Here is a 19,326-nt window from a genome sequence, read left to right on the forward strand (position 1 = left end):
GCCCCGCCCCGCCCCGCCCGGCCCGGCCCGCACCAGGAATACGTAGACCGATCGACATATTCTTGCTCACCCAACTCCGGCACCCGCGCAGGAAGTCGGCCCACCCGACTTTCTGTGCACCGCCCCCACCCACCCTCCAACAAATCAGTAGACCGGTCTGCATATTTCTCCCGGGCGGCCAGACCATGACGGCACGCCCCGCCCCCAGAGGTGCGCCAGAAGTCGGCCCGCCCGACTTCCTACTCCGATCGCCCCGCATCCACCCCGGCATCCCCGGCCTCCCCGGCATCCCCCGCCTCCCCCGGGGCGCCCGGGGCGGCCATGGCGGCCGCGCGGCTGAAGCGGGTGCTCCAGTCCTCCAGCAGCGTTCGCAGGCCGGGTGGGCCGATCACCTCGAAGTCGGCGCCGAGTGATCCCAGGGCCATGGCGGGCCAGTCCAGGGAGTCGGCGGTCATCAGCAGCCGGCAGCGGCCGGTGGCGACGGGCTCGACGGTGCCCCAGCGGCCGACGCGCGCCCGGACGTAGTCGGCGGGCGCGTCGACCAGCGCCTCCACCCGGTGCGGCCGGGGCACGCCGTTGAGGCCCGCACGGACGAACTCCGCCGCGTCGGCGGCCGGGAGGGTGCGCGGGGCGAAGCGGGCGCCGCTGCCCTGCGGGGCGCTCAGCCGGTCGAGGCGGAAGCTGCGCCAGTCGGCGCGGTCGAGGTCGTACGCGACCAGGTACCAGCGGCGGTTGAGGCAGACCAGCCGGTGCGGTTCGACGTGCCGCTCCGAACCGCGCCCGTCGGCGGCGGTGTACGCGAACCGCAGCCGTTCGTCGTCCCGGCAGGAGAGCGCCACCACCGTGAGGACGTCCGGGTCGACGCCCACGCCCCCGTGGGCGCCCCAGTCGACCGGGACGGTCATCGCGCGCAGCGCCTCCACCCGGCGGCGCAGCCGGGCCGGCATCACCTGGACGACCTTCGCCAGCACGCGTACTGAGGCCTCGGCGACGCCCTCGACCGGGCTCTCCGCCGCCGCCTGCAGGCCCACCGCCAGGGCCACCGCTTCCTCGTCGTCGATGACCAGCGGCGGCAGTGCCGCGCCGGCCGCCAGTTGGTAGCCGCCGTCGACGCCGCGCTGTGCCTCGACGGGGTAGCCGAGTTCGCGCAGGCGGTCGATGTCCCGGCGCAGGGTGCGGACGGAGACGCCGAGCCGGTCGGCCAGTTCATCGCCGGGCCAGTACCGGTGGGTCTGGAGCAGGGAGAGCAGCCGAAGCGTCCGGGTGCTGGTGTTCGCCATGGGTCCCATTCTTCCCGGGATTCAGGACAGGAAGTGGCCGCAATGGTCCGTAACGTTGTTCTTGTCCGAGGGAGCAGGAACCGAACGGAAGGCCAGAACCATGACCGCGACCACCAACGCGACCACCAACACGACCAGCGAGACCACGACCGCGACCACCACCAACGCCGCGAGCAGCGTCACCACCGCCACCGCCGGCGCCGTGCCGGCGAACGTCACCGGCGAGCGCGCCGACTTCCTGGAGGCGCTGGCGAAGCACCGCTACTTCCTGCGCTTCACCACCCGTGACCTCACCGACGAGCAGGCGGGCCTGCGGACCACCGCGAGCGAGCTGTGCGTGGGCGGCCTGGTCAAGCACGTGACCTCGATGGAGCGGCTGTGGGCGGCCTTCATCGTGGAGGGCCCGTCCGCGATGCCCGACTTCACCACCTGGACCGAGGAGGACATCGCCCGCCGGGCCGACGAGTACCGCATGCTGCCCGGGGAGACCCTGGCCGACGTCCTGGCCGCCTACGAGGAGGTGGCGCGCCGGACTGACGAGCTGGTGGTCACCCTCCCCGACCTGGATGTCGCCCACCCGCTGCCGAAGGCCCCCTGGTTCCAGGCGGACGCCTCGTGGTCGGCCCGCCGGGTGCTGCTGCACATCATCGCCGAGACCTCCCAGCACGCGGGGCACGCCGACATCATCCGCGAAGCCCTGGACGGCGCGAAGACGATGGGCTGAGCCGGACGTCGGCGGGGTCCGTCGGTCGCGACCGACGGACCCCGCGCCGTGCGAACCCGCGCCGTGCGAACCCGCCGTCAGGCCGGCCCGACCAGGGTGAACCCGGCCCCGTCGACCGCGCCGCGGACCACGTCCTCGTCCAACGGCTGCGCGGAGGCCACGGTGACCCGCCCGTTGGGCGCGTCGGCGACGACGTCGGTGACGCCCGGCAGCGCGGAGAGCCCGGCGCTGACCGTCCTCTCGCAGTGGCCGCAGCTCATCCCTTCGACGGCGAAAACAGCGGTGGTGGACATGACGGCGCCTCCCAAGACGTACCCGTGACGGACAGGTGGAACGGATCGACCCGCCCACCACACCCGAATCCGGGGCCCGGTCCCAGGGACACGCCGCACGGGTGACACCATCGAGCGGTTCCGGGAACCGACCGGGACGTACATCCGACAGGGGCCTGAACCACCGCCCCTCCCCTGCCCGTTCCTCCCAATACGACCCGAATACGCACGACCCGAACACCCGAACACGAACCACCCGAACACGAACGACCCGAACACGCACAACGCGAACGCACTCACAACCCGAACACGCACGACCCGAACACGTGCCCCCCGTACCGACCAGGCCGTGCCGGTCCCCGCACTGGAGCCGTTCCACCATGTCCACACTGGCCCCGATACCCGACCGACCGGAAGCCACCGCCGTACGCCTGCCGTCCCACACGGCCCCGCACGCCGGGAGCAGCCGTTGAGCACCCCGGCCGAGCCGAACTCCCGCCGCCCCGGCTCCCGCCGCCCCGGCTCCCGCCGCCCCGGCTTCCGCCGCCCGGGCCCCCGACCCCCGAGGCCCCGCCGCCCGAGCCTGCGTCGGCTGCGCCCCCGCAAGCCCTGGCACGGCGCGCTCGCCCTCGCCCTGGTGGCCGCGGTGACGGCCGGTCTGCTGTGGTGGCAGCCGTGGAGCGACCGGAAGCGCGGGCCGGCCCCGCTCGCGTTCACCACCGCGCCCGGCGGCTCGGCCCGCTTCGGTACCGGCGAGCACCTGTACCGGTACAAGGTGCGGGTGGAGAACGGGATCGCGGAGAGCCCTGAGCAGTTCGCCGCCGAGGTGGACGCGGTCCTCGGTGACGTCCGGCACGGCTGGGCCGCCGGCGGCACGGCCTCCTTCCAGCGGATGCCCGCCGACCCGGTGGACTTCACGGTCTACCTGGCCACCCCGAAGTCCACCGACCGGATCTGCGGCCAGTACGGGCTGGACACCGGCGGCTGGGTGAACTGCGGCGTGACCCACCAGGTGGTCATCAACCTCAAGCGCTGGACCGAGCTGTCCGAGTTCTACCAGGGCAAGCCCGAGCTCTACCACGCGCTCGCGATCAACCACGAGGTCGGCCACATCCTCGGCAACGGCCACGTCGACTGCCCGGGGCCGGGCGAGCCGGCACCGGTGATGATGCAGCAGATCAAGGGGCTGCACGGCTGCGTCCCCAACGGCTGGCCCTACTCCGACACCGGGACCCTGCTCACCGGCCCGCCCGTCCTGGCCCCCACCAACGCCCCGTAGCCCGTCCCGGCGGCGCCACCCCCACCCCCTGCCGAAACCGTCCTCCCGGAACACGGATAATCCTGGTCGGACCGGACGCCGCCCCACCGCGCGCGCCCGGTCCGAGCCGCGGTCCGCCGCGAGCCGCCACCCGCAGTGAGCAGGACACCGTCCCGAGCGCAGCCCAGCCCGGAGACCGCGTCCGTACCGACGCGGCGGCTCCGACGGCTGGTGAACGTGGCAGAGCATCGCAGAACGCGGCAGAACGTGGAGGACGAACGGTGAACGGTGTGCCCGGCGGGGAGAACCTGGACTGGCCGGTGCTGCTGGCGGCCGCGGAGACGGCCGCCCGGGCGACCCGCGGCCAGGGCAGGGTCGCCGACTACATCCCGGCCCTCGCCACCGCCGACCCGGAGTCCTTCGGCATGGCCGTCGCCACCGTCGACGGGGAGCTGCACGGCGTCGGGGACTGGGAGCAGCCGTTCTCCGTCCAGAGCGTGTCCAAGCTGTTCACCCTGGCGCTCGCGGTCGCCTACGGCGGTGACACGCTCTGGCGGGGCGTCGGCCGCGAGCCGTCCGGCAACCCCTTCAACTCCCTGGTGCAGCTGGAGACCGAGCACGGCATCCCGCGCAACCCGTTCATCAACGCGGGCGCCCTCGTGGTGACCGACCGCCTGCAGACCATGACCGGCGACGCCTCCGGCGCGGTACGGGAGTTCCTGCGCCGCGAGTCCGGCAACCCGGGGCTCGACACCGACCCGGTGGTCGCCGCCTCCGAGGCCGAGCACGGCCACCGCAACGCCGCGCTGGCCCACTTCATCGCCAGCCACGGCAACCTGGAGAACCCGGTCGAGACCGTCCTGGAGCACTACTACGCCCACTGCGCCCTCACGACGAGCTGCCGGGACCTGGTCCTGGCCGGCTCCTTCCTCGCCCGCTACGGGGTGCGCGCCGACGGCACCCACCTGATGTCCCGCAGCGAGGCCAAGCGGATCAACGCGGTCCTGCTGACCTGCGGCACCTACGACGCCGCCGGCGAGTTCGCCTTCCGCGTCGGCCTCCCCGGCAAGAGCGGCGTCGGCGGCGGCATCCTCGCCATACTCCCCGGTCGCGCCGCCGTCTGCGCCTGGGGCCCGCGCCTCGACCAGGCCGGCAACTCGGTTGCCGCGGTCACCGCCCTGGACACCCTGACCACCCTGTCCGGCTGCTCGGTCTTCTGACCGGCCCACCGCACCCCGCCAACCCTCCCGCTCGTTCAACTGACCGGCCCACCACACCCCGCCGACCCTCCCGCTCGTTCAACTGACCGGCCCACCACACCCCGCCGACCCTCCCGCTCGGTAACCTGACTCCGGATCACGCCCGCAGGACCGGGCACACAGGCGGCGAGTTGGGGGACGGCCGGTGCAGCACCGTGCGCTCGTGGTGGGGGTCGAGGGCGAGGCGGGCGATCCGGCCGACGAGGTGCCGCCCGCGTGGCCGCGGCTCGCCTACGCGCCGGACCGCGCCGAGCGGCTGCGCGGCATCCTGACCGAGCGGTACCGCTACACGCCGGTGGAGACCACGGCCGATCCGGCCGCCACCGCGGCGGCCCTGTCGGAGGCGGTGCGGGCCGCGCTGCACAGCGGGCCGGGCTTCGTGGTCGTCCACCTCCTCGCGCACGGGAAGCCGTCCGACCGGATCACCAACGGTCTCCACGTGGTCGGCGGCGACGGGCTGCTCACGGACGAGCTGTCCACCTGGATCACCGGCGTGGAGGCCCGGGCGGGCGAGGGCGGCCCGACCGTCCTGCTCCTCCTCGACCTCTGCTACTCCGGCCGGGTCGTGTGGGGCCACTTCGAGCGGCTGGTGCGGCCGGAGCTGCGCCGGGTCTGGGTGGTCGCCGCGAGCCGCCCCGAGGACCCGGCGTACGACGGCCGGCTGAGCTCCGCCGTGGCCGAGGTACTCGGCGGCTTCGCGGACGGGACGCTGCCGCTGGACGAGTCCCTGGAGTACATCCCGATCGACCGCTTCTGCCGCGAACTCGCCCGCCGGGTCGAGGAGCTCGGCCGGGGCGGGCCGGAGCAGCGGATCGAGCGCCCGCTGGCGGCGCTCGGCGCCGACCTCGGCCACCTGCGGTTCTTCCGCAATCCCCGCCACCGCCCCGGCGGCGGCGGGACGCACCCCGAGCTGGCCGCCCTGCTCGACGAGACCGCCGACGCCGGACACTTCGTCAGCCGCGCGCTCGGCCACCAACAGGCCTACGGCACACAGGGATTGACCTCCTTCACCGGCCGCACCGAGGAGCTGAACCGGCTCTGCGGCTGGCTCGACGGGCAGGGCCCGGCGCTGCAGGTCGTCACCGGCAAGCCCGGTGTGGGGAAGTCCGCGCTGCTGGGCATGCTCGCCTGTGCGGCGCACCCCGCGCTGCGCACGCCCACCCAGCACGTCTGGGGCACCCTGCGGAGGTCGGCGCCGCGGAAGGTCCCCGGCCTGGCCGTGGTCCACGCCCGCCGACGCCGCCTGGCCGCCGTCGTGGCGTCGCTCGCCGCCCAGTGGGAGCTGCCCCTGCCGCCGGGCAGCAGCGGCAGCAGCGGCAGCAGCCCCTGGACGGCCGATCGACTGATCGACGCCCTGCACGCCCGGCCGACCGCGCCGGTGCTGCTGCTCGACGCGCTCGACGAGGCCGAGCATCCCGTCGACCTGCTCACCGCGCTGCTGTCGCCACTCATCTCCCGCCGCCGGCCGGACGGTTCACCGCTGTGCCGGGTGCTGGTCGCGACCCGCCCGGAGCCCGGGCTGAGGCTGCTCCTCGACACCGCCCGCGGCCAGGACGGCCTGCTCGACCTCGGCGAGGTGCCCGGGGACCGCCTGCGGGAGGAGCTGGCCGACTTCGTCGCCGACCTGCTGGGCCGCGCGGAGCCGTACGACGCCCACGAACGCGGCCTGGTCGACCGGCTGGCCCGCACCGTCGCCGACACCCTGGTGTCGGCGGAGCCGGAGTGGGGCGAGTTCCTGGTCGCCGGTCTCTACACCCGGTACCTGCTGGAGCAGCGACCGCCCCTGCGGACCCCGGCCGACGCGGAGGCGCTGGGCCGGGCCGTCCCCCGCACCCTCGACGCGATCCTCGACCTGGACCTCGGCCACCAGCCGGACCAGCGCCTGCGGTCGGTGCTGACCGCCATCGCCCGGGCCGAGGGCACCGGCATGCCCGAACGCCTGGTGGGCGTGGTGGCCGGCACCGACGCGACCGACGCGCTCCTGGACACCGCCCGCTTCTACCTGCGCCGCTCCCCCGACGGGGACGGCACCCCGCTGTACCGGATCTTCCACCAGGGCCTCGCCGACCGGCTGCGCGCCCGCCCCGAGCTGGACGCCCGGACGCTCTGGGAGCGCCTGCTCGCCGATGTCCGGCCCGTCCCCGACCGCCCCGCGCAGTGGGCCACCGCCGAGCACTACCTGCTCCGGCACGCCGCCCGCCACGCCGCCGAGGCGGGCGCGCTCGCCGAGTTGCTGGACGACCCGGAGTTCCTCGTCCACGCCGACCCGGCGGCCCTGTCGGCCGAGCTGTACCACAGCGGTGAACAGCACCCCCACGGCGTCGTCTACCGCGCCTCCCTCGGCGCCCACAGCGCCGCCGCCCCGGACGAACGCCGCCAGATCCTCGCCCTCGACGCCGCCCGCTACCAGCTGGGTGAACTGTCCGCCGCGCTGTCCGCCGACGGTCCGTGGACCGTCACCTGGACGGCCGGACGCCCGTTGGCCACCCGGCTGCTCACCACCCTGATCGGGCACCGGGGCAAGATCTGGGACCTGACCACCCTGGAGATCAACGGCCGGGCCCACGCGCTCACCGCGGGTCAGGACGGTACGGCCCGCCTCTGGGACCTGCGAACGGCCACCACCGTGCTCCAACTTCCCGACCACGGCGCCGCGGTGGGCTGCGTGGCCGCGGCCGAGCTGCCCGGCGGGCCGATCGCCGTCACCGGCGACGACAACGGCAGGCTGCACGGCTGGGACCTGACCAGTGGTCGCCCGCTGTGGACCGCCGAGGCGCACAACGGTCCGGTCTGGGCGGTCGTCACGCTGTCGGTCGACGGCGTACCACGGGTCGTCAGCGCCGGGGAGGACGAACGGCTCCGCCACTGGGACGCGGAGACCGGGCACGCGCTCGCCACCGTCGCGCTGCCCAGGTACGGCGGCACCGTTCGGCGGCTCGCGCGGTACCGGGGCACCGGTGTTCTCGTCCACCAGGAGAACGGAGGCGTCACGGCCTGGGACGCGGACGGCACGCGGATCGCGGTCCGTCACGTCGACGGCCGGGAGGATCCGGTCACCGCGGCCACCGCCCTGGACGAGGACGGACCGGACGTCGCCACGGCCCACGAGTCCGGAGCCGTGAGCCTGTTCGGACGCACCGTCCGGCCGAGGAGCAGGGAGTCCGGGCACGCGGGTGAGATCACCGTGCTCTCCGCGACGCGCCGACACGGCGGCGCTCCGAACCGCCATCTCCTCACCGGGAGCAACGACGGCACCGTCCGGATGGCGCACGTCGACCACGTCTTCGTGTACGGCGCGACCAAGGAGCGCTGGCGGATGGTCGCGACCCACACCACGGCGATCACCGCAGTCACCGACGCCACCGTGGACGGCCGTTGGTGCCTCCTCACGGCCGGCGAGGGCGGTACCGTCCGGATCTGGAACCCGGACGGCGAGTTCGCGCTGCGCCAGCGCCGGGGCCACCGGCACGCGGTCACCGCGCTGGCGGTGCTGCCGGACGGCCGTCTGGTGTCGGCCAGCCGCGAGGGCGAGATCGGCGTGATCGATGCGCAGCGCGCCGACGACCGCGACCGGTTCTTCGTCCTCACCGGAGCCTGGCCGAACAGCATCGCGGTGAGTCCCGGCTCCGACGGAACACTCGTCCTGGTGGCCGGTCAGGCCCATGGAGTCCTCGGCGTCGATCCGGACGGCAGGAACCTCTGGGTGTCGCCGGCCCAGCCCAGGTCGAACACCGTGATCGCCGCGCTCTCCCTCGGTGGGGGATCCCGGCACGCGGTCACCGGCGACGAGGACGGCCACGTGTGGCTCCACCGCCACGACCGGCCCGGCATCACCCGCCTCATGCGGGCCTCGGCCGAGGTCACGAGCCTCACGACCGTGGGCGGCACCGTGCTCGTCGGGGACCGGCGCGGGGTCGTCTGGAAGGTGACCCCGGGCCGCCGGACCCGGCCGGAGCGCGTGTTCCAGAACGCCGCTTGGGACGTCCACGCGCTCGCGGTGTGCACCGTCGACAACCGTCCCCACGTCCTCAGCGGCCACGAGGACGGCAGCGTCCACCTCACCGACCTCGACGGCACCCACCGCCGTGAACTCCTCGGCCACACCGAGGCCGTCTTCGCCGTCGCCCCCGCCGTCCTCGACGGCCGCCCCTGCGCCCTCACCGGCGGCTTCGACCGCACGCTGCGCCTCTGGGACCTGACCACCGGCACCCAGCTCCACCGGCTCTGGTTCCCGGACAGCATCTTCGCCGTCGCCGTCGGCCCGGACGGCGGTGTCTTCGTCGGCATGGGCCCGGACGTCATCCGCCTCGACCTCGACCCGAACGGCCCCGTCCTGCGCCCGACCCCGCCCACCCCAGGAGGTACCCCGTGACCCCGATCGTCGCCGTCCACGGCGTGGGCCACCACGCCCCCGACCACGCCCCGCAGGACGTCGTCACCGCCCGCTCCCGCCGCTGGGCGGAGGACCTCGCCCGGGGACTCGCCCTCTCCCCCGAGCACATCGACCTCACCTACGCCTATTACGCTCACCACCTGCACGCGGACCGGCCGACCGCCCAGGGCGGCGGGGACGAGGACGCCGCCCTCGACCGCCTGGAGCGGGAGGACCCCGCCGCCGCGGCCCTGGCCGCCGACTGGGCCGAGGCCCTCGGCCTCCCGCAGGCGACGGCGCAGGGACGGCTGACCGTACCGCTGCGCCACCTCGCCGGCATGGTCGCCGAGCACCTGAGCCTGGACGGCAGGCTGACCCGGGCCTTCGTCGCGGCGCTGTTCCGCGACGTCGCCCGCTACCTCGGCGGCGCCGGGGCCCGCGAAGCCGCCCGGGAGGGCGTGGCCGACGCCATCGCCGACCGCAAGGCGCGGATCGTGATCGCGCACTCCCTCGGCAGCGTCGTCACCTACGAGGCGCTGCACGCCCACCCCGAGATCGAGGTCGACCTGCTGCTGACGCTCGGGTCCCCGCTGGCCCTGCCCCACGGTGTCTTCCACCGGCTGTCGCCCGCCCCCGAGGACGGCATCGGGCGGCGCCCTCCGGGTGTGCGCCGCTGGGTCAACATCAGCGACCACGGCGACCCGGTGGCCGTCCCCCGTCCGCTGACCCGTCGCTTCCCGGAGGTCGACCGGGACCTCACCGAGAGCATCGCGCTGTTCGACTTCCACACCGCCGCCCGCTACCTGCGCTCCGCAGCGGTGGCGGCAGCCGTGCGCGAGCACCTCTGAACCGCGAACACCCCCGGAACCGGCCGGGCCCCGGTCGTCCGCACAGCGACCGGGGCCCGACGACTTCACGCGCCGACTGCGCCGGCTGCCACGACGGCGCCGACTGCAATGACGGCGCCGACCGTGACGGCTACTCCACCGTCACGCTCTTCGCCAGGTTGCGCGGCCTGTCCACGTCGCGGCCGAGGGCGACGGCGGCGTGGTAGGCGAGCAGCTGCAGCGGGATGTTGAGCAGCAGCGGGTCCAGCTCGGGCTCGCTCTTGGGCACCAGGATGCAGTGGTCCGCGAGCTTCTCCTCCGGGCGGCGGTGCGCGACGGCGATGACGCGTCCCGACCGGGCCTTGATCTCGCCCAGCGTGGTGAGGTTCTTCTCCAGCAGCTCGTCGTCCGGGACGAGGGCCACGGTGGGCAGTTCGGGGCTGATCAGCGCCAGCGGGCCGTGCTTCAGCTCGCTCGCCGGGTAGGCCTCGGCGTGCACGTAGGAGATCTCCTTGAGCTTCTGCGCGCCCTCCCGGGCCACCGGGTAGCCGCGCACCCGGCCGATGAACATCATGCCCGCGGACTCGGCGTACTCGGCGGCGAGTTCGGCGATCGACTCGCTCTGCTCCAGCACCTCGCGGATCTGGTCCGGCAGTGCCTGCAGGGCCGAGACGATCCGGCGGCCGTCGGCGGGCGAGAGGTCGTGGATGCGGCCGAAGTGCAGGGCCAGCAGCGCGAAGGCGACCACGGTGGAGGTGAACGCCTTGGTGGAGGCGACCGAGACCTCCGGCCCGGCGTGCAGGTAGATGCCGCCGTCACACTCGCGGGCGATCGCGCTGCCCACGGTGTTGACGACGCCGAGCACCCGGCCGCCCTTGCGCTTGATCTCCTGGACGGCGGCCAGCGTGTCGTAGGTCTCGCCGGACTGGCTGACCGCGACGTACAGGGTGTCCGCCTCGATCACCGGGTTGCGGTAGCGGAACTCCGAGGCCGGCTCGCTGTGCGCGGGGATCCGGGACAGCTCCTCGATCAGCTGCGCGCCCATCTCGCCCGCGTAGTAGGCGGATCCGCAGCCGAGGATCTTGACCCGGCGGATCTCGCGCAGCTCCCGGGCGTCCAGGTTGAGGCCGCCGAGGTGGGCGGTGGCGAAGCGCTCGTCGAGCCGGCCGCTCAGCGTGCGCTCGACCGAGCCGGGCTGCTCGTGGATCTCCTTGAGCAGGTAGTGCTCGTAGCCGGCGGTGTCGAAGGAGTCGATCTCCCAGTCCACGGTGGACGGCTGACGGTGGGTGGTGCGGGCGTCCGCGGTGAAGGTGCGGAAGCCGTCGGCCCGGACGGTGGCCAGCTCGCCGTCCTCCAGGTGGACGACCTGGCGGGTGTAGCGGACCAGCGCGGAGACGTCGGAGGCGGCGAACATCTCCTTCTCGCCGATGCCCAGCACGATCGGGCTGCCGTTGCGGGCGACCACGATCCGGTCGGGCTGGTCGGCGTCGAGCACCGCGATGCCGTACGTGCCGACCACCCGGCCGAGCGCGGCGCGCACCGCGTCCTCCAGTTCGACGCCCTCGGTGAGGTGGGCGGCGATCAGGTGGGACAGCACCTCGGTGTCGGTCTCGGAGCGGAACACGGCGCCGTCGGCGGTCAGCTTGGCGCGCAGTTCGTCGGCGTTCTCGATGATGCCGTTGTGGACGACGGCGATGCGCTCGGCGTTGTCCAGGTGCGGGTGCGCGTTGGCGTCGCTGGGCACGCCGTGGGTGGCCCAGCGGGTGTGGCCGATGCCGGTGGTGCCCTTGAACCGGGCCGGTACGGCGGCGGCGAGGTCGGCAACCCGGCCCTTCACCTTGCGCAGCTTGATGCCGCCGGTGCGCCCGGTGACGGCGACGCCCGCCGAGTCGTAGCCGCGGTACTCCAGCCGGGCCAGTCCCTCCAGCAGGAAGGGGGTCGCGTCCTTGGGGCCGATGTAGGCCACGATTCCGCACATGCGTGGACTCCTCGTTGGTAGTGACGGGGGCGTGGGCGACGTCGCCCGGCCATGGGCGGCGTCGCCCGGCCGTGGGCGGTCCGCGCTCAGCCGTAGACGATCCGCCGCAGCTGGCGGGCCGAGAGCTCCGGCGCCGCGACGCGGCGCTGCGGGAGCTCCTCGGCGAGGCGGGCGAAGATCCGCTCGTTGGTCAGACCGCGTGCCTGCAGCTCGGTGTGGCGTCGGCGCACGTACTCCTCGGTGCTCTCGGAGAAGTACGCCAGCACCTCCGCCACGACCCGCGCCGCCTCCCCGGGCCCGAGCGGGCTGGTCCGGGTCAGGTGGGCGAGAAGGTCTTCATGAGGGTGGGATGAGCTCGGCACGAGTGAGCAGCCTAGGTCGCACCACCCGTCGAAGCCAAAGATCCTGCCCGAAATCGGGCAGGGATGACGGCTATCGGCCCAGTCCCGCCCCCGCAGCACCCCCGACACCCACCCCGCACCCGCACCCACGCGCACCCCCACGCGCACCCTCGACGCCCCCCGGCGACACCCCCGGCGATCACCCGCCCCCCGTTCGTTCGTCTTCCGCCGAACCCTTGAAGCGCCACCGGATCCACACGTAGCGTGATCCCCTGAACACGAAGCGGAAGACCGGAGGCTTGCTGATGTGCGGGATCACCGGATGGGTCGCCTTCGACCGCGACCTCACCGCCGAACCGAGGGCCCGGCACGTCCTCGACGCGATGACGGCCACCCAGCTCTGCCGCGGCCCGGACGCGGGTGGCGTCCTCCTCGAACCGCACGCCGCGATCGGCCACCGCCGCCTCGCGGTGATCGACATCGAGGGCGGCACCCAGCCGATGACGGTCGAGCAGGACGGCCGGCTGCTGGCCGCGCTCACCTACAGCGGCGAGGTCTACAACCACCGCGAGCTGCGCGCGGAGCTGGAGGCGGCCGGCCACCGCTTCCGCACCCGCAGCGACACCGAGGTCGTGCTGCACGCCTACCTGGAGTGGGGCGCGGGGCTCGCCGAGCGGCTCAACGGCATGTTCGCCTTCGCCGTCTGGGACGCCCGGCGCGAGGAGCTGCTGCTGGTCCGCGACCGGATGGGCGTCAAACCGCTGCACTACCACCCCACCCCCGACGGCGTGGTCTTCGGCGCCGAGCCCAAGGCCCTGCTCGCCCACCCCGCCGTCCGCCCGGTGGTCGACCTGGACGGACTGCGCGAACTGCTCGCCCACACCCGCACCCCCGGTCTGACGCCGTACCGCGACATCCGCGAGGTCCGGCCCGGCCACGTCGTCCGGGTGCGCCGGGAGGGCGTCTCGGTCCACCGCTACTGGGCGCTGGAGGCGCGCGAGCACCGCGACGGCCTGGAGAACACCGTCGCCACCGTCCGGGCCCTGCTGGACGACATCGTGCACCGCCAGCTCGACGCCGACGTCCCGCTCTGCTCACTGCTCTCCGGGGGCCTCGACTCCAGCGCCATCACCGCCCTCGCCGCCCGGACGCTGCGCGCCGCCGGCGCCGGCCCGGTGCGCTCCTTCTCCGTGGGCTTCACCGGCCAGGGCGAGTTCCACGCCAGCGAGGTCCGGCAGACCCCGGACGGCCCGTTCGCCCGGCTGCTCGCCGACCACGTCGGAGCCGACCACAGCGTGATCGAGCTGGACGCCGCCGAGCTGACCGACCTCACCCGGCGTTCCGCCGCGCTGCGCGCCCGCGACCTGCCGGGCGGCGTCGGCGACATGGACGTCTCGCTGCTGCTGCTCTTCCGCGGCGTGCGCCGGCACTCCACCGTCGCACTGTCCGGCGAGTCCGCGGACGAGCTCTTCGGCGGGTACCGCTGGTTCCACGACCCGCGGACCGTCGCCGCCGAGGACTTCCCCTGGGCCGCCGGCCTCACCCACATCGCCGGCCTGGGCTCCGGCCCGCGCGAACAGCTGCTCGACGCCGAGCTGCTGCGCAAGCTCGACCTGGACGGGTACCGCCGGGCCCGCTACCGCGAGGCGATCGCCGAGGTCCCGCACCTGCCCGCGGCCGACCCGTTGGAACGGCGGATGCGCGAGATCTCATACCTCAACCTGACCCGCTTCGTGCGGATCCTGCTCGACCGCAAGGACCGGATGAGCATGGCCAACGGCCTGGAGGTACGGGTGCCGTTCTGCGACCACCGCCTGGTCCAGTACGTCTTCAACACGCCCTGGGCGATGAAGTGCTTCGACGGACGGGAGAAGAGCCTGCTGCGCGCCGCCGTCCGGGACCTCCTGCCCGCGGCGATCGCCGACCGGGCGAAGAGCCCGTACCCGGTGACCAGCGACCCGCACTACCCGGCCCAGCTGCGCGCCGAGCTCACCCGACTGGCCGTCGAGCGGAAGTCCCCGGCGCTCGACCTGCTCGACCCGCGGCGCCTCGCCGACGCGCTCGCCCCGGAGACCGACCCGCAGTCCGTCCGGCTGGGCGTCGACCTCGCGCTGGACCTGGACGCCTGGCTGACGGAGTACCAGGTCACCCTGGAGCTCTGACGCACCGGCACCAGCGCGCCCGCCGGGCGCGCCGGGCCGGCTGCCCGGCCGCTGCGCCGTCCGGGTGATCTCCGGGAACCATCCCGGCGAGCCCGGGCGTCGCACGGTGCGGTAGCGTCGCCGACATCTCCCGAATGGCGGGCGAAATCACGGATTCCCGCCCCCGTGCCGTCAGGATGGGAGCGAACCGTTCACCTCGATCCGCCGGGGGATCCCGTCATGCAGCCGCGAGTCTTCGCGATTCTCACCGCCCTGCTCCTGGGCGTCCTGGGCCTCGGGTCGGTGGCCGTCACCGACTGGTCGCCCGCGGCGGCCACCGCGACCCCGGCCGGCCCGGCCCCCGGGGCACCCGCCGGCGGCGCCCAGCCGGCCTCGGCGGGCGCGGCGAGCGCCACCCCGACCGGCGACCCGGCGGTGTGGACCCGCTCGACGCTGCGCAACAAGCTGATGGCCGAGATGGACGCCACCGACCCCGGTGTCGCCCTCGCCGACCTCGACAGGATCACCAAGGAGAAGCCGTACACCGTGCGCTTCTGCCACCCGATCGCGCACGAGCTCGGCCACGCGGCGGTCAAGCGGTTCAACGCCGACTTCCAGAAGGTCATCTCCTACCCGCACGAGACCTGCGCGGCCGGGTACCTGCACGGCGCCGTCGAGGAGATGCTCAACGCCTCCACCCAGCCCGAGGTGGACCTGCTCAAGCTCTGCGCGCCCAAGAACAGCGGCCCCTGCATCCACGGCGTCGGCCACGGCACGATGTTCGTCGCCAAGCAGGACGTCGCCAAGGCCCGCGACCTGTGCAACAAGTTCACCAGCGACCAGAACCGGATCCGCTGCTCCGAGGGCCTGTTCATGCAGCTCTTCGGCCCGGACGAGGAGGACGAGCAGGCCAAGGCCAACCTGCCCGCCGACAAGCTCGCCCAGGACCCGCTCTACCCGTGCAAGGACCAGCCGGCCCTGTTCCAGTCCGCGTGCTACTTCTACGCGCCGACGTTCTACCTCTCCTCGCACGACTACCCGAACCACCCCGAGGTCTACGCCGACGCCCTCAAGTGGTGCCTCAACGGCAAGGCCGGCGGCGGGGCGGTGGACTGCAGCCGCGGGGTCGGCTCGCGGACCATGAAGTACAACCTGGACCGCGAGGACTGGGCCGCCCAGCAGTGCGCCACCGCCGCCGACGGCTGGCAGCGCAAGGCCTGTGCGGAGGGACTGGTCAGCTACTACACGGTCAACTACACCGACGGCGGTGCGGCCGGCCGGCTCTGCGCCAAGATCACCGACAAGGAGATGCAGGGGTACTGCCGCTCCGCGGGCGGCCTGTCCGGCTCGCTGGACTGACCCCCGATCTCAGCATGAGGGCCCGCGCCGCACGGCGCGGGCCCTTTCCGTAGGATCACCGACCATCGCCTGATCAGGGTGCGCCGAGGACGCCGCGCCTGCCCTCCCCGGCCTCCCTGGAGTGTCCCGCATGGCCACCGACGACTTCCGCGCCGCCACCCGCCCGAACGACGACTTCCGTGCCGCCGCCCACGCCACCGCCGACCTGGTCTCCGACTACCTCGCCGAACTGCCCGACCGCCCGGTCTGGCAGCCCATGGACGAGACCGCGCGCCGGGCCCTGCTCGACGCCCCGCTGCCCGCCGACGGCCGCCCGCTCGCCGAGCTGCTCGACGCCATCGGGCGCGAGGTGATGCCGTACCCCATGGGCAACGGCAACCCGCGCTTCTTCGGCTGGGTCAACTCCGCACCCGCCCCCGCCGGAGTGCTCGCCACCCTCGCCGCCTCCGCGATGAACCCCAGCTCGGCCGGCGGCGACCACGCCGACGTCCACCTGGAGCGCGCCGTCGTCCGCTGGATCGCCGAGCTCGTCGGCTTCCCGCACCCGGCCGGCGGCGGCCTGCTCACCTCCGGCACCTCGATGGCGACCATCGTCTGCCTCACCGCCGCCCGCAACCGCGCCGCCCGCCTGGCCGGCCGGGACGTCCGCGAGGACGGCCTGGCGGGCCTGCCCCCGCTGGTCGGCTACGTCACCGGCGAGACCCACTCCTGCGTCCGCAAGGCCGCCGAACTCCTCGGCCTCGGCAGCAGGCACCTGCGCACCGTCGCCACCGGCCCCGACGGCCGCCTGGACACCGCGGCGCTGCGGGCGGCTGTCGAGGCCGACCGGGCCGCCGGGCTGCTGCCGTTCCTCGTCGTCGCCTCGGCCGGCACCGTCGGCACCGGCGCGGTCGACGCCTTCGGCCCGATCGCCGACCTGTGCGAGGAGCAGCGGCTCTGGCTGCACGTGGACGGCGCGTACGGCGCCTTCGGCCGGCTCGACCCCGCCATCGCGCACCGCTACGACGGCCTGGAGCGCGCCGACTCGCTCGCCCTCGACCCGCACAAGTGGCTGGGCGTCCCGGTGGACTGCGGCTGCGCCCTGGTCCGCGACACCGAGGAGCTGCGCGGCGCCTTCAGCCTCGTCCCGTCCTACCTGCGCGACGAGGCGGCCGGCGCGCTCGGCTGGTTCTCCGAGTACGGCACCGAGCAGACCCGTCCGTTCCGCGCCCTCAAGGTCTGGGCCACCATCGCCCACCGGGGCCGCGCCGGTCTCACCCGGGACATCGCCCGGTGCACCGAGCTGGCCCGACGCCTCGGCGAACTCGTCCGGGAGGACGAGGAGTTGGAGCTCCTCGCCGAGGTCCAGACCTCCATCGTGGCGTTCCGCCACCGCGCGCCCGGCCTGGACCCCGCCGCCCGCGACGCCCTCAACCGCGAGCTGCCCGTCGCCGTCCAGCAGCGCGGCCGGGTCTTCGTCACCGGCGCCCGCCTCGGCGGCGACGAGATGCTCCGCGCCTGCCTCCTCAACGCCACGACGACGGAGGAGGACCTGCGCCTCCTGCTCGCCGAGGTCAAGGCCGCCGCCCACGACCTGCTCCCGTAACAGCCCCGCGCGGACCGTAACCGCCTGGTCACGACGGACGCCCGGCCGGGAAACACCGGTCGGGCACCGTGGTGGCATGGAGCACTCGAAGCCCTCTCCCCGCCGTGCCGCCGGCGCTCCCCGCACCCACCGCTGGCGCCGGGACACCGTCGAACTCGCCGCCGTCTTCCTCTCCGTCACGGCGGCCGACCTCATCGCGAAGATCGTCGTCCACGGCCCGGACGGCCCGGTCGTGGTCGCCGCCTCCGCGCTGGCCCTGCTCACCACCGCCCTGCTCCACAGCTGGTGGTCACCGCACGCCCCGCCACCGGCCACGCTCTGGCGGGTGCGCACCACGGCCCTCGCCCACACCCCCACCACGCTGGCCGACCACCGGATCACCCTGCTCTCCGTCCACCCCCACCCCACCACCGACGAGCTCTACCTCCGCACCGAGCCCTCGGTCACCCCGGCCGTGCTGACGGCGCTGCTGACCACCACCGGCCACACCCTCCAGGACGTACCGACCCGCATCGCCTGAGCCGGCCCCGCCGCCCCGGGCCCGGGCCTCAGGCCGGGCCTCAGGCCGGGCCGGGGTCGTTGGGGTGCGGTTCGAGCGGCGTCACCACGGCGGTCATCCACGGCCACAGCGGGAGGCTGCCCAGCACCTCCGCCCGCAGCTCCGTCTCGTCGGCCGCCCGCCAGACACCGATGCTGCGCCGCTCGCCGACCGGGCGCCACAGCCGCGCCAGCCGGCCGTCGGCGGCCAGCTCGCGGGCCCGGACGGCCTCGGCGGCCCGCCGCCGGTCGACCTCCTCCTCGGCGGTGCCCTCGGGGATGGCGGTGGTGATCTCGACCAGGAACTCCTGCACGGCCCTGCTCCCTTCTCGCCCCGGCCCCCGCCCCCTCATCGTCGGCCCGGCCCCCGCCCGCCGCCACGACGGGTCGGCCCCCGGTGGGCCGGTCGGACGAATCCGGGACCGACTTCGGGCGGCCCTGCGCCCGCTGGGAGGCGGGGCACTCCCCCGCGGCGGCATCCTCCCCGTAGGCAGCCGGACGAGCACCGGGCGCCGTTCCCCCGCCGCACACCCCGGGAGCACCCGCCATGCAGCACACCACCGAGGCCGACGAAACGATCCTGCGCAGCGTCCTCGACGGCTGGAAGGCCGACGTCGACCGGCACCGGCCCGAGCGGGTCGCGGACCTCTTCACCGAGGACGCGATCTTCCAGGGCCTGCACCCGTACAGCGTCGGACGCCCCGGCATCGCCGCCTACTACGACGCGCAGCCCCTCGGCATGACCGCCGACTACCGCGTCCTGGAGACCAGGCGCCCGGCCGACGACCTCGTCCTCGGCTACCTGGGCGTCGACTTCTCCTTCACCGACCGGCCCACCGTCGCCGTCAAGCTCGGCGTCCTGCTGCGCCGCACCGAGCGGGGCTGGGCCATCGCCCACTACCAGGTCTCCCGGCTGGACGGCACGCCCTGACAACCCGGGGCGGGCCCGGCGCCGGGGCTCGGTCCCCGGCCTTCGCCTCGACCGCGGCGCGGATTGCCGGCGTGCGCGCGGCGAGTCCGTCAAGCGTCATGACGCCGGATGCCACGTCAGCGCACGGACGCTCCTTCCGGGGAGGGTCCGTGCGCTGACGGATCGTGCGCCGCTCAGCCCTTGTCGGCCGGCTGCACGACGCACAGGGCGTTGCCGAGCATGGAGCCGAAGCCGCCGAGCAGGGTGCCGGTGACGGCCTTGCAGGCGGCGGCCTCCTGCGGGGTCTTGGGGCCGTTGTGGCTGTTGTCGGCCGCCGCGGCCGACTGGGCGAAGGCGAGCGGTACGGCCAGCAGCAGGGCGGCACAGGCCGTGGCCGGTGCGAAGGTCTTGGAGAACACGGGGAGCCCCTTCGGGTCGAGGTGGGATCGGCGGAAGCCGAGCCATCCCTATCCGAAGGGGCTC

At 74.2% G+C, this 19,326-nt stretch carries 16 protein-coding genes; 10 read left to right on the forward strand and 6 right to left on the reverse strand.

The genetic code is table 11. From position 1 onward, the window contains the following. Positions 1-239 precede the first annotated feature (239 nt). The gene (locus tag ACIRST_RS39815; RefSeq protein WP_402809162.1) at positions 240-1,280 is read right to left on the reverse strand and encodes a helix-turn-helix transcriptional regulator; all 1,041 of its coding nucleotides are present in this window, start codon (positions 1,278-1,280) and stop codon (positions 240-242) included. 100 nt (positions 1,281-1,380) lie between these two features. Between ACIRST_RS39815 and ACIRST_RS39820 the strand changes: the two genes are divergently transcribed. Beyond that, on the forward strand, positions 1,381-2,004 hold the full coding sequence (locus ACIRST_RS39820; RefSeq protein WP_402809165.1) for a DinB family protein: 624 nt from the start codon (positions 1,381-1,383) through the stop codon (positions 2,002-2,004). 77 nt (positions 2,005-2,081) lie between these two features. Here ACIRST_RS39820 and ACIRST_RS39825 read toward each other — a convergent pair whose 3' ends face one another. Further along, positions 2,082-2,297, reverse strand: coding sequence for a heavy-metal-associated domain-containing protein (locus ACIRST_RS39825; protein ID WP_350520139.1), 216 nt, complete (start codon positions 2,295-2,297; stop codon positions 2,082-2,084). A 448-nt stretch (positions 2,298-2,745) separates the two neighbouring features. Here ACIRST_RS39825 and ACIRST_RS39830 point away from each other — a divergent pair, with 448 nt between their 5' ends. The 4 genes from ACIRST_RS39830 to ACIRST_RS39845 all read left to right on the forward strand — a co-directional run bounded on the left by ACIRST_RS39830 (position 2,746) and on the right by ACIRST_RS39845 (position 10,013). Beyond that, a complete protein-coding gene (locus ACIRST_RS39830) occupies positions 2,746-3,555 on the forward strand; it encodes a DUF3152 domain-containing protein (protein WP_402809168.1) in 810 nt (269 codons plus the stop codon). Between the two features lie 287 nt (positions 3,556-3,842). Beyond that, the gene (locus tag ACIRST_RS39835) at positions 3,843-4,754 is read left to right on the forward strand and encodes a glutaminase (protein ID WP_402809217.1); all 912 of its coding nucleotides are present in this window, start codon (positions 3,843-3,845) and stop codon (positions 4,752-4,754) included. 184 nt (positions 4,755-4,938) lie between these two features. Further along, positions 4,939-9,165: an AAA family ATPase gene (locus tag ACIRST_RS39840; protein ID WP_402809170.1), complete on the forward strand. Its 4,227-nt coding sequence runs from the start codon at positions 4,939-4,941 to the stop codon at positions 9,163-9,165. After that, on the forward strand, positions 9,162-10,013 hold the full coding sequence (locus ACIRST_RS39845; protein ID WP_350520142.1) for a hypothetical protein: 852 nt from the start codon (positions 9,162-9,164) through the stop codon (positions 10,011-10,013). Before ACIRST_RS39840 ends, ACIRST_RS39845 begins: the two co-directional genes overlap by 4 nt. A 130-nt stretch (positions 10,014-10,143) precedes the next feature. Here ACIRST_RS39845 and glmS read toward each other — a convergent pair whose 3' ends face one another. Together glmS and ACIRST_RS39855 are read right to left on the reverse strand one after the other, a co-directional pair. Continuing rightward, complete coding sequence (gene glmS, locus ACIRST_RS39850) at positions 10,144-11,970, reverse strand: glutamine--fructose-6-phosphate transaminase (isomerizing) (RefSeq protein WP_350520143.1); 1,827 nt, start codon at positions 11,968-11,970, stop codon at positions 10,144-10,146. A gap of 86 nt (positions 11,971-12,056) precedes the next feature. After that, positions 12,057-12,332 (reverse strand): hypothetical protein, encoded by a 276-nt coding sequence (locus ACIRST_RS39855; RefSeq protein ID WP_350520144.1) that lies wholly within the window; start codon positions 12,330-12,332, stop codon positions 12,057-12,059. A gap of 284 nt (positions 12,333-12,616) precedes the next feature. Between ACIRST_RS39855 and asnB the strand changes: the two genes are divergently transcribed. The 4 genes from asnB (at position 12,617) to ACIRST_RS39875 (ending at position 17,916) form a co-directional block, all read left to right on the forward strand. Beyond that, a complete protein-coding gene (gene asnB, locus ACIRST_RS39860; RefSeq protein WP_402809174.1) occupies positions 12,617-14,473 on the forward strand; it encodes an asparagine synthase (glutamine-hydrolyzing) in 1,857 nt (618 codons plus the stop codon). A 219-nt stretch (positions 14,474-14,692) separates the two neighbouring features. Continuing rightward, positions 14,693-15,811: a hypothetical protein gene (locus ACIRST_RS39865; RefSeq protein WP_402809176.1), complete on the forward strand. Its 1,119-nt coding sequence runs from the start codon at positions 14,693-14,695 to the stop codon at positions 15,809-15,811. 130 nt (positions 15,812-15,941) lie between these two features. After that, a complete protein-coding gene (locus ACIRST_RS39870) occupies positions 15,942-17,396 on the forward strand; it encodes a pyridoxal-dependent decarboxylase (protein ID WP_350520147.1) in 1,455 nt (484 codons plus the stop codon). Positions 17,397-17,472: 76 nt separating this feature from the next. Then, positions 17,473-17,916, forward strand: a complete 444-nt coding sequence (locus ACIRST_RS39875) for a hypothetical protein (protein ID WP_350520148.1) — start codon at positions 17,473-17,475, stop codon at positions 17,914-17,916. A gap of 40 nt (positions 17,917-17,956) precedes the next feature. On the opposite strand, the gene ACIRST_RS39880 is transcribed toward ACIRST_RS39875, so the two are convergent. After that, entirely contained in the window at positions 17,957-18,247 is a 291-nt protein-coding gene (locus tag ACIRST_RS39880) for a muconolactone Delta-isomerase family protein (protein ID WP_350520149.1), read from the reverse strand. 233 nt (positions 18,248-18,480) lie between these two features. Between ACIRST_RS39880 and ACIRST_RS39885 the strand changes: the two genes are divergently transcribed. Next, a complete protein-coding gene (locus tag ACIRST_RS39885) occupies positions 18,481-18,864 on the forward strand; it encodes a hypothetical protein (RefSeq protein ID WP_402809181.1) in 384 nt (127 codons plus the stop codon). 173 nt (positions 18,865-19,037) lie between these two features. On the opposite strand, the gene ACIRST_RS39890 is transcribed toward ACIRST_RS39885, so the two are convergent. After that, complete coding sequence (locus tag ACIRST_RS39890; RefSeq protein ID WP_350520151.1) at positions 19,038-19,262, reverse strand: hypothetical protein; 225 nt, start codon at positions 19,260-19,262, stop codon at positions 19,038-19,040. Positions 19,263-19,326: the final 64 nt, after the last annotated feature.

This window comes from Kitasatospora sp. NPDC101447 (genome assembly GCF_044767225.1).
Classification (GTDB): Bacteria; Actinomycetota; Actinomycetes; order Streptomycetales; family Streptomycetaceae; genus Kitasatospora.